Source organism: Ruegeria sp. AH12 (genome assembly GCF_056541465.1).
Genome location: NZ_JBQFYL010000001.1, coordinates 141,916 through 156,832, shown reverse-complemented (window position 1 = coordinate 156,832; position 14,917 = coordinate 141,916). Strand labels below are relative to the sequence as shown.

The 14,917-nt window shown below is 56.8% G+C and carries 13 protein-coding genes; 8 read left to right on the top strand and 5 right to left on the bottom strand.

The genetic code is table 11. The features are described 5' to 3' along the window. The first annotated feature begins 2 nt into the window (after positions 1 to 2). The 6 genes from ACR0EL_RS00840 to ACR0EL_RS00815 all read left to right on the top strand — a co-directional run bounded on the left by ACR0EL_RS00840 (position 3) and on the right by ACR0EL_RS00815 (position 8,414). Positions 3 to 2,189 carry a xanthine dehydrogenase family protein molybdopterin-binding subunit gene (locus ACR0EL_RS00840; RefSeq protein WP_480497400.1) on the top strand — a complete coding sequence of 729 codons (2,187 nt, stop codon included), beginning with the start codon at positions 3 to 5 and terminating at the stop codon, positions 2,187 to 2,189. 150 nt (positions 2,190 to 2,339) lie between these two features. After that, complete coding sequence (locus tag ACR0EL_RS00835) at positions 2,340 to 3,659, top strand: glutamine synthetase family protein (RefSeq protein WP_480497398.1); 1,320 nt, start codon at positions 2,340 to 2,342, stop codon at positions 3,657 to 3,659. Between the two features lie 60 nt (positions 3,660 to 3,719). Continuing rightward, positions 3,720 to 4,400 carry a type 1 glutamine amidotransferase gene (locus ACR0EL_RS00830; RefSeq protein ID WP_480497396.1) on the top strand — a complete coding sequence of 227 codons (681 nt, stop codon included), beginning with the start codon at positions 3,720 to 3,722 and terminating at the stop codon, positions 4,398 to 4,400. Next, the gene (locus tag ACR0EL_RS00825) at positions 4,400 to 5,758 is read left to right on the top strand and encodes a glutamine synthetase family protein (RefSeq protein ID WP_480497394.1); all 1,359 of its coding nucleotides are present in this window, start codon (positions 4,400 to 4,402) and stop codon (positions 5,756 to 5,758) included. Before ACR0EL_RS00830 ends, ACR0EL_RS00825 begins: the two co-directional genes overlap by 1 nt. A gap of 19 nt (positions 5,759 to 5,777) precedes the next feature. Further along, positions 5,778 to 7,082, top strand: coding sequence for an NAD(P)/FAD-dependent oxidoreductase (locus ACR0EL_RS00820; protein WP_480497391.1), 1,305 nt, complete (start codon positions 5,778 to 5,780; stop codon positions 7,080 to 7,082). Between the two features lie 117 nt (positions 7,083 to 7,199). Then, on the top strand, positions 7,200 to 8,414 hold the full coding sequence (locus tag ACR0EL_RS00815; RefSeq protein ID WP_480497389.1) for a DegT/DnrJ/EryC1/StrS family aminotransferase: 1,215 nt from the start codon (positions 7,200 to 7,202) through the stop codon (positions 8,412 to 8,414). A gap of 48 nt (positions 8,415 to 8,462) precedes the next feature. Here ACR0EL_RS00815 and phaR read toward each other — a convergent pair whose 3' ends face one another. The 3 genes from phaR to ACR0EL_RS00800 form a co-directional block, all read right to left on the bottom strand. Beyond that, positions 8,463 to 9,014: a polyhydroxyalkanoate synthesis repressor PhaR gene (gene phaR / locus ACR0EL_RS00810; protein ID WP_480497387.1), complete on the bottom strand. Its 552-nt coding sequence runs from the start codon at positions 9,012 to 9,014 to the stop codon at positions 8,463 to 8,465. 136 nt (positions 9,015 to 9,150) lie between these two features. Further along, positions 9,151 to 9,597: a phasin family protein gene (locus ACR0EL_RS00805; protein ID WP_170530732.1), complete on the bottom strand. Its 447-nt coding sequence runs from the start codon at positions 9,595 to 9,597 to the stop codon at positions 9,151 to 9,153. A 130-nt stretch (positions 9,598 to 9,727) separates the two neighbouring features. Further along, on the bottom strand, positions 9,728 to 11,530 hold the full coding sequence (locus tag ACR0EL_RS00800) for a PHA/PHB synthase family protein (protein ID WP_480497385.1): 1,803 nt from the start codon (positions 11,528 to 11,530) through the stop codon (positions 9,728 to 9,730). 112 nt (positions 11,531 to 11,642) lie between these two features. On the opposite strand from ACR0EL_RS00800, the gene phaZ reads away from it, so the two are divergent. After that, a complete protein-coding gene (gene phaZ / locus ACR0EL_RS00795) occupies positions 11,643 to 12,914 on the top strand; it encodes a polyhydroxyalkanoate depolymerase (protein ID WP_480497383.1) in 1,272 nt (423 codons plus the stop codon). Between the two features lie 4 nt (positions 12,915 to 12,918). Beyond that, the gene (locus ACR0EL_RS00790) at positions 12,919 to 13,503 is read left to right on the top strand and encodes a DUF6151 family protein (protein WP_480497381.1); all 585 of its coding nucleotides are present in this window, start codon (positions 12,919 to 12,921) and stop codon (positions 13,501 to 13,503) included. On the opposite strand, the gene ACR0EL_RS00785 is transcribed toward ACR0EL_RS00790, so the two are convergent. Both ACR0EL_RS00785 and ACR0EL_RS00780 read right to left on the bottom strand, forming a co-directional pair. Beyond that, positions 13,494 to 14,210, bottom strand: coding sequence for an alpha/beta fold hydrolase (locus ACR0EL_RS00785; RefSeq protein WP_480497379.1), 717 nt, complete (start codon positions 14,208 to 14,210; stop codon positions 13,494 to 13,496). The genes ACR0EL_RS00790 and ACR0EL_RS00785 overlap by 10 nt on opposite strands. 85 nt (positions 14,211 to 14,295) lie before the next feature. Next, the gene (locus tag ACR0EL_RS00780) at positions 14,296 to 14,910 is read right to left on the bottom strand and encodes a hypothetical protein (RefSeq protein ID WP_480498393.1); all 615 of its coding nucleotides are present in this window, start codon (positions 14,908 to 14,910) and stop codon (positions 14,296 to 14,298) included. Positions 14,911 to 14,917: the final 7 nt, after the last annotated feature.

The window sequence follows — 14,917 nt, the reverse complement described above, 5'->3', positions numbered from 1 at the left end:
TCATGACCATCAACACCTCCCGCCGTGGATTTTTGAAAGGCGCAGCAGCAGCCAGCGCCGTTTTGATTGTCGGTGCCCGCCCTGATGGCGCACTTGCTGCGGCATCCTCGGACAGCGCCCAGCTCAATCCGTTTGTGAAAATAGATGCGGATGGCACCGTGACCGCAATCGTCAAGCATTTTGAGATGGGTCAGGGCCCGGCAACCGGTCTGCCAACCATCATTGCCGAAGAGCTTGGCGTGACGATGGACCAGATCGAATACGAATTCGCCCCCTCTGACCCGCAGGTTTACAACAATCTTCTGTTCGGCCCGTTCCAGGGGACTGGGGGTTCTACTGCGATTGCAAACTCATGGATGCAATACCGTCAGGCAGGTGCCGCCGCGCGCGAGATGCTGATCAATGCTGCCGCCCAAAGCTGGAGCGTCGACCCAAGCGGTGTCACCATCGTGGATGGAATCATCGCCTCTGGTGACAAAACCGCCCCGATTGCAGAATTTGTGGCCGCCGCATCTCAACTGGAGGTGCCTGCAGAGCCCCGCCTGAAAGACCCGTCAGAGTTCCGATTGATCGGCAACGAAAGCGTGCGCCGCAAGGATTCGGCGATCAAGGGCAACGGTCAGGCGAAATTTGCGATGGATGTGCATCTGCCCAACCAGATGGTGGCCATGATCAAGCGGCCAGAGTCGCGCGGTGGAATAGCTTTGGGCTTTGACGACAGCGCATCGAAAGAGATCAAAGGCTATATCAACGCGGCTATTCTACCCAATCAGGCTGGTGTTGCGGTTTATGCCGAAAATACATGGGCCGCGATTCAGGCAAGAGACATGCTTGAGGTCGAATGGGACATGTCAGCGGCAGAAACCCGTGACTCGGACCAAATCAAAGCCGAGATCATGGCCGCGCTGGACGCAGAGCCAGAGTTCAACGTGAACCAGGCGGACGCCGCAGCGGTCGCCGCAGCCATTGATGGCGCGGACACCGTCATCGAACAGTCGTTTTATTTCCCCCTGCTGGCCCATGCACCGATGGAGCCGCTGAACTGCACCATCGAACAGACCGCCGAAGGTGACATCATTTTGCATGATGGCGCGCAGATGCCGACCGGTCCGCACATGGCCTACCAGCAGATCTTCCAACTGCCACCAGAGAAAATCCAGATCAAGACAATGCTGGCGGGCGGATCCTTCGGACGCCGCGCAACGCCGGATGCAGATTATCAGGTCGAGGCTGCGCTGGCCTTTGTGGTCACAGACCGGTCGCGCCCTGTGAAGCTGGTTTGGACGCGTGAGGATGACATCCGCAGCGGATACTATCGCCCGGCCTTTGGCCACAAAGCGCGGGTTGGTTTAGACGCGGATGGCAATATCGTTGGATGGCAGCATCAGGTGGCCGGTCAGTCGATCATGAAGGGAACGCCGTTTGAATCCTTCTCGGTTCATGACGGCGTCGACCACAGCTCGGTCGAGGGTATTGCAGACAGCCCCTACAATATTCCCGGCATGGCGCTCGGTCTGACGGATACGCCCAAAGCAACCTCGGTTCTGTGGTGGCGGTCAGTGGGGCACACTCACACCGGTTACGTCATGGAGGTCATGATGGATCTGGCGGCAAAGGCTGCGGGTCGTGATCCGGTTGAATTCCGTCTTGCTTATCTGTCCGATGCAGGTGACCCAGACCAAGCGCGCAAAGCAGGTGTCTTGAAGCTGGCGGCTGAGAAAGCCAATTGGGGCAATCCTGCTGAAGGACGGGCGCAGGGTATCGCTGTGCACAAATCCTTTGGGTCCTACGCTGCTCAAGTCGTCGAAGTGTCTGGCGACCCTGAATCGGGCATTAAGATCGAAAAGGTGACCTGTGCAGTGGATTGCGGGATTGCGGTTAACCCTGATGTTGTTCGTGCCCAGATGGAAGGTGGCATCGGTTATGGCATCGGTCACGTTATGCGCGGCCAGATCACGCTGACCGGCGGCGCTGTAGATCAATCGAACTTCCCCGACTATGAGCCGCTTAGGATCGGTGATATTGCTGCCATTGATGTCCATATCGTGCCATCAGCCGAAGCCCCCACCGGGGTGGGTGAGCCAGGAACGCCCCCAGCCGCGCCTGCTTTGGCCAATGCGATCAACACTCTGTCCGGCGTTCAGATTGCGGCGCATCCGATGACAGAGGACGGCATCAGCTTCGTCTGATCTAGTGGATCCCATAACGCAAATTGCGCCGCCCCTTTGGGCGGCGTTTTTCTTTGCAGGATACTCCACATGAATAATTTGATCAAATTTCGTGACTTCGAGGGCCTGCTCCGATACATCTCAGTCAATCGGAAGAACGGAACCTTAAAAATGGACCTGAGTATTTTGCATAATTTTCGCGTCGCGGCCTGCGATCTGAACGGTCAGATGCGCGGCAAACGGGTTCCACCAAGTTATGCGGACAAGCTGTCGAAGGGTGCGGTGCGGATGCCGTTCTCGGCCCTGAATGTGGACCTGTGGGGCGCGGATATCGAAGGCAGCCCCTTGGTGTTTGAAAGCGGCGATGCAGATGGCGTTTTGCTGCCAACGGAACGGGGACCTGTCCCGATCCCATGGCTGGGCGCGGAAACAGCATTGGTTCCGATGTGCCTTTACGACGATGCCGGTACTCCGTTCGCGGGCGACCCACGGCATGCCCTGTCGGCCACACTGTCCCGTTACGCCCAGCGCGGTTGGTCGGTGGTTGCCGCGACTGAACTAGAGTTCACCCTGCTGGACGCTTCCGGCCCTCAACCTCAACCACCGCTGAACCCAATAACCGGCCGTCGCCTGACGGATGAAGCGGTGTTGTCGGTCGCAGAAATGGATGCGTTCGAGGCGTTCTTCACCGAACTCTATGATGGTTGCGCCACGATGGGCATTCCGGCTCAAACCGCCATATCCGAAAGCGGCATCGGCCAGTTCGAGATCAACCTGAACCATCAGGATGCGATGCGCTGTGCAGATGATACATGGCTTTTCAAGACGTTGACGCGCGGCTTGGCCCGCAAACACGGGTTTGCCGCGACATTCATGGCGAAACCTTATGCTAATGATGCGGGAAACGGGATGCATGTGCATTTCTCGGTCATCGATGCCGATGGGCGAAACGTTTTTGATGATGGTAGCCCCGAAGGCACCGACCTGTTGCGATCTGCCGTTGCGGGCTGTCTGGCGGCCATGCCAGCCAGTAGCCTGATTTTCGCACCACACGGCAATTCCTATGCACGACTGGTGCCCGGTGCACATGCACCCACTGGCGCAAGCTGGGCCTATGAAAACAGAACAGCGGCAATCCGTATACCGGGGGGCGCGCCGGCCGCCCGGCGTATCGAACATCGTGTTGCCGGCGGTGATATCAACCCTTACCTGATGCTGACCGCCGTACTGGGTGCTGCGCTGATCGGGATCGAAGATGATATGAAGCCGCCCGCCCCGATCACCGGGAATGCCTATGAGGTGGACGGGCTGCCGCAGCTTGCGAGCAGTTGGTCCGGAGCCATTGACCAATTCGAGGCCGACCCAATCATGACCCGCCTGTTCCCACTTGAGTTGATACGCAACATGGCACTGACAAAACGGCAAGAGATCGCGCGCTTTGCAGATCGTCCTGAAGACCAACATTGGCTGAGTTATCTCGAAGCTGTCTGACCCCCCTTGCCCGGCGTTCGTGACTAGGGTATTTCTGAATTTGATCAAATTCGGTGACTTATGAAAATCGGTATTCTACAAACCGGCCACACCCCCGACGTGCTTAAAGACGAATTCGGAGACTACGACTCGTTATTTCCCGCCCTCCTGAAAGGCTATGGGCTGGAGTTCGAAACCTTCGCCGTTGTGGACGAGATATTTCCGGACAGCGCGGATGAGGCCGACGGGTGGTTGATCACAGGGTCCAAATATGGCGCCTATGAGGACCTGCCGTGGATCCCTCGGCTTGAAGAGTTGATCCGCCAAATCCACCAAAGCGGCAAACCCATGGTCGGCGTTTGTTTTGGTCATCAGATCATCGCACAAGCCCTCGGCGGCAAGGTCGAGAAATTCGAAGGCGGGTGGTCCGTGGGACGAACCGAATATGACTTTGACGGAGAAAAGGTCTGGTTAAACGCCTGGCATCAGGATCAGGTGGTTGCTCTACCCGATGGTGCCCAGGTGACTGGCCACAGTGACTTCTGCCAGAATGCAATGCTGCAATATGGCGATCAGATATGGACCGTTCAGGCACATCCCGAGTTCTCCAACGACTTTGTAACCGGACTAATGCGCACGCGCGGCAAGGGTGTGGTACCCGATGATCTGATGCAGGCCGCTGCGAACCGGCAATCGGCACCAGATCACAACGATCAGATCGCGCGTCTTATGGCAAATTTCCTAAAGAAAGCGAGGGCCTGATGGCCGATTGGACAGATGCACTGCCTCAGGCAGCACAAGCTTACATCGAAGGGCATCGGCTGGACGAGGTTGAATGCATCATTTCCGATTTGCCCGGCATCGCGCGCGGCAAGGCGGTTCCCGCGTCGAAGTTTGCGCGGCAATCCTATTTCCACCTGCCCGACAGTATCTTTTATCAGACAATCACCGGGGATTGGGGAGAAGCTGCGGGTGAAGACGGGTTCATCGAACGGGACATGATCCTGAAACCTGACTTCTCGACTGCGTCTGCTGCGCCTTGGACCGGGGATTGGACATTGCAGGTGATCCACGACGCCTATGACCGGGATGGCGAGCCGATCCCGTTCAGCCCCCGCAACGTGTTGAAACGTGTCGTACAGCTCTACCATGACAAAGGGTGGAAACCCGTTGTTGCCCCCGAGATGGAGTTCTTTCTGGTTGCCCCAAACGTGGACCCGGCGCAGGGGATCAAGCCGATGATGGGCCGCTCAGGCCGCCCGGCAGCAGCACGTCAGGCCTATTCAATGACCGCCGTCGATGAATTCGGCCCGGTGATTGATGACATTTACGACTTTGCCGAACATCAGGGGTTCGAGATTGACGGTATCACCCAGGAAGGTGGCGCCGGTCAGCTCGAGATCAACCTGCGCCATGGTGATCCGGTCAAACTGGCGGATGAGGTGTTCTATTTCAAACGCCTGATCCGCGAGGCAGCGCTGCGACACAATTGTTTTGCCACGTTCATGGCCAAACCGATCGAGGATGAGCCCGGTTCGGCCATGCATATCCACCATTCGATCATTGAGATGGAGACAGGGCAAAACATCTTCTCGGGTCCGCAAGGCGGCGAGACGGATGCGTTTTATCACTATATCGCGGGACTGCAGAACCATTTGCCCGCAGGTCTGGCCGTGATGGCGCCTTACGTGAATTCCTATCGGCGCTATGTCAAAGACCATGCCGCGCCGATCAATCTGGAATGGGCACGTGACAATCGCACCACGGGAATCCGCGTGCCCCTGTCCGGCCCCGAAGCACGGCGGGTTGAAAACCGCATCGCAGGCATGGATTGCAACCCCTATCTGGGCATCGCGCTGTCGCTGGCCTGCGGCTATCTGGGCCTGACACAGCAGGAACGCCCCCGCCGTCAGTTCTATGGCGATGCGTATGAAGGCGATGGCGATATCCCTCAGGTCATGGGCAATGCGCTGGATCTGTTTGATGAGGCCACGGAACTGCACAAGGTTCTCGGCCCCGAATTCGCCCGCGTCTATGGCATCGTGAAACGGGCTGAATACGAGGAATTCCTGCAGGTGATCTCTCCTTGGGAGCGTGAGCATCTGTTGCTGAACGTCTGAACCAGCGGAGCCGGTCGCTATGAACCTTCTGTATTCCAACGACCGCAAGGCTGAATACCCGGCAAGCTGGTATACCGCGACGGCCAACACCATAGCGCCGTTCCCTGCGTTCGAAGGCGAAACCCGCGCAGACGTCTGTATCGTCGGCGGCGGCTATACTGGCTTGTCAGCCGCGCTGCACTTAGCCGAGGCCGGGCTGGATGTCGTGCTGCTCGAAGCGCACCGCGTCGGGTTCGGGGCTTCGGGTCGCAATGGCGGGCAGTTGGGCAGCGCCCAGCGCATGGATCAGGAAAGTCTGGAACGGTTGGTCGGGCAGGATGATGCCAGCAAGCTGTGGGATCTGGCCGAAGACGCGAAGGATTTGGTCAAATCCCTGATCGCCAAGCACCAGATCGATTGCGATTTGAAACCCGGTGTGGCTGACCTTGGGTTGTCGGTCCCGGACCAGAAAGAACTGCACGCCCATGCCGAGCATCTGTCGAACAACTATGGCTACGATCAGCTGGAGCTTCTGGATGAGGCCGCGGGACATGCGCTGTGCCCTTCTCCTACTTACAAAGGTGGATATCTGGACAAGGGCGCCGCGCATTTGCATCCGCTGAACTATGCGCTTGGGCTGGCACAGGCAGCGCATAATGCAGGTGCGCGCATTCACGAAGGAACTGAGGTTCTGGGGATCCAAGAGGGCGATTCAGTGGTCGTGCGCACCGAAAACGGGACGGTACGCGCCGAGCATCTTATTTTGGCCTGCAACGGCTATCTTGGCGCGCTGAACCGGCAGGTCGCATCGCGGGTCATGCCGATCAACAACTTCATTGCAGCGACAGAACCGCTTGGCGATGACGCCGCCCGCGTTTTGACCCGTAATGTCGCCGTAGCGGATACGAAATTCGTGGTGAACTACTTCCGCCTGAGCGCAGATCGGCGACTTTTGTTTGGCGGCGGTGAAAGCTATGGCTATCGCTTCCCATCCGATATCGCCGCCAAAGTGCGCAAGCCGATGGTTGAGATTTTCCCGCATTTGAAAGATGTGAAGATCGACTATGCCTGGGGTGGCACTTTGGCGATTACAATGCGCCGAATGCCATATCTTGCGCGACTTGCCCCCAACATTCTTTCGGCATCGGGATATTCCGGCCACGGCGTTGGCACCGCAACGCATGCGGGGCAGCTTATGGCCTTGGCCGTTCAAGGGCAGGCCGAAGGGTTTGATACCATGTCCCGCGTTCCAGCCCTGCCCTTTCCGGGCGGTCCGGCCCTGCGTAGCCCGCTACTGGTACTGGCGATGACCTGGTTTGCGATGCGGGATCGCCTGGGCCTCTGACACCCGTTTTTGATTGCGACAGTTTGGTGAAATTTTGCCGATCCATCGATTGGGGGCTTGGCACGACCCGCCTGCTTGATTTAAATAAACGAAAGTTAGAATTCGGGAATTCCAAATATGACGCTGCCCCCCAACGTCCATGACGCCGAACCCATCCCCGCCGCCGCACGAGACGCCATCGACGCCCTGATGCAGTCGGGTGATCTGTTTCGGTACACCGCGCCGCAAGACGCGCCAGTTGCCCTGTTGGAGGCTGAGTTCGCGGCCCTGCTGGGTACCAAATACGCGCTTGCAGTCTCCTCTTGCTCGGCTGCGTTGTTCCTGTCGTTGAAGGCGCTGGACCTGCCGCGGGATGCGCGGGTGCTGATCCCGGGCTTTACCTTTGCCGCTGTTCCATCCTCGGTCGTGCATGCAGACTGTATTCCGGTTCTGTGTGAGGTGGGCGAGAACTACCGTATCGATATGGATGATTTCGCGGCCAAACTGAACGATGCACAAGCGGTTATCATCAGCCATATGCGCGGCCACACCTCGGATATGGACGCGATCATGGAACTTTGTGATGCGCGCGACATACCGGTGATCGAAGACGCGGCGCATTCGCTGGGTACCACCTGGCATGGCCGGAACATTGGCACCATTGGTAAGATCGGGTGCTTTTCGTTCCAGTCCTACAAAATGATAAACGCCGGCGAAGGCGGTATTTTGATCACAGATGACGCTGATCTGGTCGCACGCGCTGTGATCATGTCGGGCGCCTATGAACACAACTGGAAAAAGCACAAAACCCCACGCGGCGACAACTCACCTGAGCTTGAGCAGGCCTTTGCCCGCTGGCAGAACCAACTGCCGCTTTATAATCTGCGGATGAGCAACCTGAGCGCCGCCGTGATCCGCCCGCAAATCCCTGAGCTGGCGCGCCGGGTCCAGGATGGTTTGGCGAACCATGACTATGTGGCGCAACGTCTGAACAACTCACCCTATATCGACGTCCCTGCCCCACTGTCGCCGGAACGCCGTGCGCCGGATTCGATCCAGTTCAATCTGGTCGGCATGGATGAGGCTGAAATCCGGGCCTTCGCGGCTGCGTCTGAGGCACGTGGTGTCAAGGTTCAGGTCTTTGGCCTGAGCGAAGACAACGCCCGTGCCTTCTGGAACTGGCAGTTCCTGCCCGAAAAGTTCGACCTGCCGCAGACACGCGACATGTTAATGAAAGCTTGCGATGTGCGCCTGCCCGTACGCCTGACGCGTGATGAATTGGACGTGATCGCCGATATCCTGCTGGCTTCAGTTGGTGAAGTTACAGGTCCGGTTCCGGTATATGGAACCTGACATGAAAAAGGCCCGCGCAAAGCGGGCCAACTTTTCCATGGTCCAAGATCAGTTCAGTTTGGACAGCTTGTTCTGCAACTCGGCCAGCTGCTTTTTGATATCGTCCAGATCTTCGTTTGCTTCGGGCTTTTTCTCTTCTTGATCCGGCCCGGACCAGCCGCCGGATAAGCCACCTGTCATGGCCTTCAAAAACGCCTGTTGCTGCGCCTGCAATGCGTCGAACCCCGGCATCTGCGACATCGGGTTCATCGCGTTCATGTTTTCCATCATTTTGCTTTGACTTTCGCGCAACATCTCGAACGAGCTTTGCAGGAACTGAGGCATCATGCCCCCGCCCGGCACCATATAACTGCGCACCAGGTCATTCAGCACATTCACCGGCAGAACATTCTCCCCCCGGCTTTCGTGTTCGGCAATGATTTGCAGAAGATACTGCCGCGTCAGGTCGTCACCGGTTTTCAGGTCGATGATCTGAACTTCGCGCCCGTCCCGGATAAAACCTGCTATGTCCTCTAGCGTCACGTAGTCGCTGGTCTCGGTGTTATACAGCCTGCGGCTGGCGTAGCGCTTTATCAGCAGCGGTTTTTCGTTGTCCGACACCTAGTACCCTCCCCAAGGATGATGCGTTGCAGCACAGGTTATGCGAGTGCAGCACAAAAAGAAAGGGCAGGTCAATGGACCTGCCCAACGCGAATGCACCTTTTGGGAGGAATAAGGTGCGCGTATCGCGAAGCTCTTACTTGGCGGCTGCGGCTTTCTTGGCGGCAGTCGTCACGTCGTTGGTTGCTTTCTTGACAGCTGCGGTTGCTTCTTCAGCAGCATCTTTGCCAGCAGCCATCAGCAGCTCAACGGTTTCGGTCTGAACTTTTTTCGCGATTTCAGCGAAAGCGGCCAGGTTTTCAGCTGCAACTTCAGCCGACGCGCTTGCGAAATCGGTTGCCGCTTTGGCGTAGTCAGCAGGCTCTGCCTTGGCTTTCGACATCTCGGTCATCTTGGCCAGGGTGTCCTTGGTCCATTTGTTCGAGATCTCAGCCGATTTTTCAGCCGCTTCCAGAGCAACGCCCGACAGCTTTTCGTTCAGTGAAGCGGTCGATTTGAATGCGCCTTCCAGCGCGGTGGTGTCCACAGGGAACGCGCCCATCATGTCTTTCATGATCGCGGAAAAGTCTTGAGTCTTTGCCATCGTTCTAATCCTTTTGCTGAGCCGGGCCCACCCCGGCTTTCGTCAGCTTGATGACAATATGGTTTCTGCATTGCAGCATTGCAAGTTTTTTCTTGCTGCAATGCAGAAAAACTGTAGTTTCAAAATGAAATCAGATGTTTGGATTGGCGACTACATAGGTCCCGGGAGCCGGTGCAAGGCTTGGATGGGTCGAATCGCCTGTCTCCCGAGCTGGCACCTGTTTGCCCGACCGCTTCTTCAGCCAAGCCTCCCATATGGGCCACCAAGATCCTTCGTTGAAATCCGCCTCTTTCAGCCAGGTGTCTGCATCTGATTTCAGATCGGGGTTTGTGTAATGGCCATACTTCTTCTTGCTGGGCGGGTTCACGATCCCTGCTATATGGCCGGATTCCGAGACAACAAAGGTCTTTGAACGCGACCCCATCTTTTGCACACCGCGATAGCAGTCTTTCCAGGCGGCGATATGATCAGTTTCGCAGGTGATGGCCATCAAAGGGACATCCACATCGGCCAGCGTCAGCTTGTGACCCAAAAGTTCGATCCCGTCCGAGGCAAATTCGTTGCGTTGGCACAGGCCGCGCAGATAATCGACCGCCATCTTCGCTGGCAAGTTCGCACCATCGCCATTCCAAAACAGCAAATCGAAGGCCGGAGGTACCTCACCCATCATATAGCTACGGATGGCCGGACCATAGACCAGATCACGCGAGCGCAGGAATGACATCGTGCGCCCCATGATCCACGATCGCAGCACGCCCTCTTTTGTTACCTCTTCTTCGATCCCGTCGATGAAGTCATTTTGCAGAAACGGTGTGAACTCTCCCTGTTCCGAGAAATCCGTCAGCGCGGTGAAAAGCGTTGCCGATTTTATCGACTTATCGCCCCGTTGTTTCATCAAGGCCAATGTCAGGCTGAGCGTCGTGCCCGCAATGCAGTAGCCAATCGCGTTGACCTGCTTGACCTTGCAGATCTGCTTTGCGACCTCGATGGCAGCCAGGAAACCGTCCTGAATGTAATCCTCCATCCCAGTTTCGGCGTAGCTTGGATTCGGGTTGACCCAGCTGACAACAAACAGGGTATAACCCTGTTCCGTGATCCATTTGATCAGGCTGTTCTGGGCCTTCAGGTCAAGAATATAAAACTTGTTGATCCAGGGTGGGAACAACACAATCGGTGTTTCATGCACCGTTTCGGTTGCAGGCTTGTATTGGATCAGCTCCATCATGCGATTGCGATAGATCACGTCACCTGGAGTAGTCGCCAGATTGCCGCCAACCTCAAACGCGTTTTCATCGGCCAGCTTGACCACCAGCTCGCCATCGTTTGCTTCGAGGTCTGACACCAGGTTTTCCAACCCGTCGATGAGCGACTGGCCCTCGGTTTCCACCGCCTTTTGCAAGGCATCCGGGTTTGTCGCCAGAAAATTGGTCGGCGCCATCATGTCGATGATCTGTTGCGAGAAATAGCTGAGGCGCCGCTTGTCCTTGGCGTCCAGATCATCAACCGAAGCCACCGCCTGAGTGATGGCCTGTGCGTTGGTCTGGTACTGCTGGCGGATGAGGCGGAAATAGGGGTTGGTGTCCCACATCGGATTGGAAAAACGTTTGTCGGCGGGCGCGTCATGTTCGTCATCCACCTCACCGGTGGTCAACGCTTGCTGCGCTTCGGCAAAGTTCAGAACCGATTTGCCCCAATACTCAATCTGCTGCTCCAGCAGCTTGGCGGGGTTTTGCCAGGCCTCGGCGAAATAGACAGTTGCTGCTCGTGCGAAAAGCTCTTGATTCGGACCGTCCAGCGCAGAGGTATGTGGCTTTTTCGACGCCATAACTTCAACAAGCCGCTTGGATAGAGTTTCGACCTTTTCCATATTTTCTTTAAGTCGTTCAATATGTTCTTCAGTCGCTTCGGGCATTTGGTCTTCGCTTGTTGTCATTTTAACAATTCCCCCCTAACCTCGCTGCTATGCAGAATAACGTCGTGGGTGTCGGGGGACAAAGCGGCGAATGGTCCGAACCGAACAGCCTTAGACTCTGGAGGCCGCTTCCATGCGCTACATGATGACCTACGACTTGATGGAGACCATGCGCAACACGAACCAATGGCTTGGTTCGACTGCCAGCGCGATGGCGTCCTACCCGTTGTTTTCGATGGTTCCAAACCCGGCCTTCAGCTGGATGGCCGCCTGGGGCGAGGTGACCGAGCGCACCTTCCAGCGCATGGTTGTCAAACCCGACTGGGGCATTCGTACGTTTACCTGCGAAGACGGCAAAGATCATCTTGTTGATGTTACCACAGTTCTGGAACGTCCTTTTGGCGATCTCATCCATTTCAAGGTAAATGGACGAGAAATGCAACCGCGCAAGGTTTTGCTTGTGGCTCCGATGTCCGGGCACTACGCGACGTTGCTGCGCTCGACCGTCAAAAGCCTGCTTGTAAATTGCGAAGTTTATATCACTGACTGGCATAACGCGCGCGACATTCCTGTGTCTGCAGGCAAGTTCGATGTCGAGGATTACACGCTATATCTTGTCGATTTCATGAAAGAGCTGGGACCAGACACCCATGTTGTTGCTGTTTGTCAGCCCGCTCCTCTGACCTTGGCCGCAACCGCCTATCTGGCCGAGGTCGAACCTAAGGCGCAGCCCAGCACCCTGACACTGATCGGCGGTCCGGTTGACCCAGATGCGACACCGACTGATGTCACAGATTTCGGTCGCCGCGTGACAATGGGCCAGTTGGAAGAAACCATGATCCAACGGGTTGGTTTCAAATACAAAGGTGTAGGCCGCATGGTCTATCCCGGCCTGCTGCAGCTGGCTTCTTTCATGTCGATGAATGCCGAGCGGCACTCTAAGGCGTTTTCAGACCAGATCCAGCGCGTGATCCGGGATGAGGCGTCAGATCATGATGCTCATAATCGGTTCTACGATGAGTATCTGGCCGTCATGGATATGACCGCCGAGTTCTACCTATCCACAGTGGAACGTATCTTCAAAGGGCGTGAAATTGCGCGCAACGAATTCGTTGTAGCAGGCCACAAAGTCGACATTAGTAAGATCACCGATGTCGCGGTCAAAACCGTCGAAGGCGCGAATGATGATATCTCGGCCCCGGGCCAATGCATTGCCGCGCTTGATCTGTGCACTGGCCTGTCGGACAGCAAAAAGGCCAGCCATGTTGAGCCGAATGCGGGCCATTACGGCATTTTCGCCGGCCGCAGCTGGCGCGACAATATTCGCCCGCTTGTGATTGATTTCATGAACGAAAACAGCCGCAAGCCGCTACGCCGGGCGGCGAACCGAAACAAAGTGGCCTAAGACGATGGGCGAGAGCGATCAATCCGGTCTCGCGTTCTCTTGCACCTGCGGTCAGGTAACAGGGCGTATCAAGCCTCAGGGTCTTAAACATGGTTCGCATGCCATGTGCTTTTGCGCCGATTGCCGCGCAGGACAGTTGTATTTCAAACAACCCGACCCAGCGCCCGGCCCTGTTGAGGTGTTTCAGATTGCCCCTGACGAGCTCACCTTTGAGACAGGCAGTGAAAATCTGGCCGCGATAAGGCTGAGCCCCAATGGTATGCTGCGGTGGTATGCGACATGCTGCAACGCACCGCTGGCGGCAACGTCGAACACGCCGAAATTCCCATTTGTCGGGTTCATTGCAGCCCGTTTCAGCGACACTACGGCCCTGGGCCCCATCACAACACGGGCCTACATCCCCACATCGGGTGGCAAACACAAGCACGAAGGCATTCGCGCGGCAATTGTTGCAATGCTCAAACGTGTTGCCAAATCGCGCCTGTCCGGAAAGTGGAAGCAAACACCATTCTTTGACGCCGCAACCGGTGAGCCGGTGGTCAGCCCCAAACTGGTCGACAAATCCGAACGCGACGCTCTTTACCCGTAGCTGGGTCTTGGGTTGAAGTTCAGCCAGCCCTGCAGGGCTGCATTCAGCATATCCGGGTTTTCCAACGTCGGTAGGTGACCGGCACGTTCAATCATCTGCAATTGAGCTTCGGGGATCATCTCGGCCATAAACTCATGCTTACGCGCCGGGATAAGTGTATCATGTGTTCCGCCAAGGATCAGACCCGGAACTTTGACCCGGCAAAGGATGCTCTGCTGATCCGGTCGTCGTTGCAAGGCCCGCATTTGACGCACAAATACATCGGGGCCCAGATCGATAGCCATGGCAAAGAGTTGATGCAAAATCGGGATACGTTGCGGCCCGGGGGCCAGCGCATCCGACCCGATCACCTTGCGCATCACTTCTTCCAACCGCCCGGCTTGCGCACCAATGATCAACTCTTCGCGTGCGGCGGCCATCTGTGGCGTGTCGGACTGCGCATCGGTCGAAATCAGGCAGAGGCGTGACACCCGATCCGCCGCGCGCCTTACGATCTCAAGCGCGACAACACCGCCCAGACCTAGCCCCGCCAGGGCAAATCGATGCGGCAGCTGATCGAGCAGGCCAGATGCGATCTCTTCGATCCTTTCGCCTGATGAAATCGGTGCAAACATCACAGCCCGATCACGCGACAGCGCGTCGATCTGAGGATGAAACAATCGGGCGTCACACATAAAACCGGGTAGAAATACCAGCGGCTCGATCACGCGGGGCCTCCATCAGTTCGGGTTTCCGAACCCCTTCTTTTTCTTCTCAGGATGAGAGTTTTATCCGGCCCCGGCAAGCAGAAACTTACGGGTAGCGGATACCGCGATAAGCCGGGAAATCGGCGTATCGGGCCTGTCTGGCCGTTTGGCTTTCGCCCGGCTCGGCCCCGGGGCGTAACAAACACCCCCGCGGTGCGATGTAGCTGTCGATCCGGCGTACCGGCTCGGGCCGCCAAACTAGATTGAAGGCGCAGAGCTTGGGAAAGAACCAGATTTCGGAATACTCTAGGTGATCATGCATCCACCAGGCAAGATCGCGCCAATCCCGGCCTTGCTCATATTGATCCGCGAACCACGGAATCACAATCGACGCCCCCGCGATGCGCGCGTCTCCAACGCCTCGATCCCAGATGTGACATTCCAAAGGGTTATCATTGCGCGCGCAATTCAGCCGGTTTTCGTTACCGAACTGGTTCAACGACGGCGAACGATAGCCCGAGCGGACGGCAACACGCCCGAATGTCTCTTCAAGCGGGTCCAGCAAAGTCTGGCAAAAGGCCCGGCCAGTCTCGATCGCAAGATCAGGGTTTTCGGGGATGTTCTGGTGTTGGTGGAAATTCCCGATCTCGGAATATAGAAAATCCCGCATGAAAAAGTGCCGGGACAGGCGCACGCGGCCAAGCGTTTCAAGGCTCCACATGCTACCC

Bases quoted from the DNA above. Each gene is read 5' to 3' on its own strand.
- ACR0EL_RS00840 (WP_480497400.1), top strand. From the start codon at position 3: ATGACCATCAACACCTCCCGCCGTGGATTTTTGAAAGGCGCAGCAGCA.
- ACR0EL_RS00835 (WP_480497398.1), top strand. From the start codon at position 2,340: ATGGACCTGAGTATTTTGCATAATTTTCGCGTCGCGGCCTGCGATCTG.
- ACR0EL_RS00830 (WP_480497396.1), top strand. From the start codon at position 3,720: ATGAAAATCGGTATTCTACAAACCGGCCACACCCCCGACGTGCTTAAA.
- ACR0EL_RS00825 (WP_480497394.1), top strand. From the start codon at position 4,400: ATGGCCGATTGGACAGATGCACTGCCTCAGGCAGCACAAGCTTACATC.
- ACR0EL_RS00820 (WP_480497391.1), top strand. From the start codon at position 5,778: ATGAACCTTCTGTATTCCAACGACCGCAAGGCTGAATACCCGGCAAGC.
- ACR0EL_RS00815 (WP_480497389.1), top strand. From the start codon at position 7,200: ATGACGCTGCCCCCCAACGTCCATGACGCCGAACCCATCCCCGCCGCC.
- ACR0EL_RS00805 (WP_170530732.1), bottom strand. From the start codon at position 9,597: ATGGCAAAGACTCAAGACTTTTCCGCGATCATGAAAGACATGATGGGC.
- ACR0EL_RS00800 (WP_480497385.1), bottom strand. From the start codon at position 11,530: ATGACAACAAGCGAAGACCAAATGCCCGAAGCGACTGAAGAACATATT.
- phaZ (WP_480497383.1), top strand. From the start codon at position 11,643: ATGCGCTACATGATGACCTACGACTTGATGGAGACCATGCGCAACACG.
- ACR0EL_RS00790 (WP_480497381.1), top strand. From the start codon at position 12,919: ATGGGCGAGAGCGATCAATCCGGTCTCGCGTTCTCTTGCACCTGCGGT.
- ACR0EL_RS00780 (WP_480498393.1), bottom strand. From the start codon at position 14,910: ATGTGGAGCCTTGAAACGCTTGGCCGCGTGCGCCTGTCCCGGCACTTT.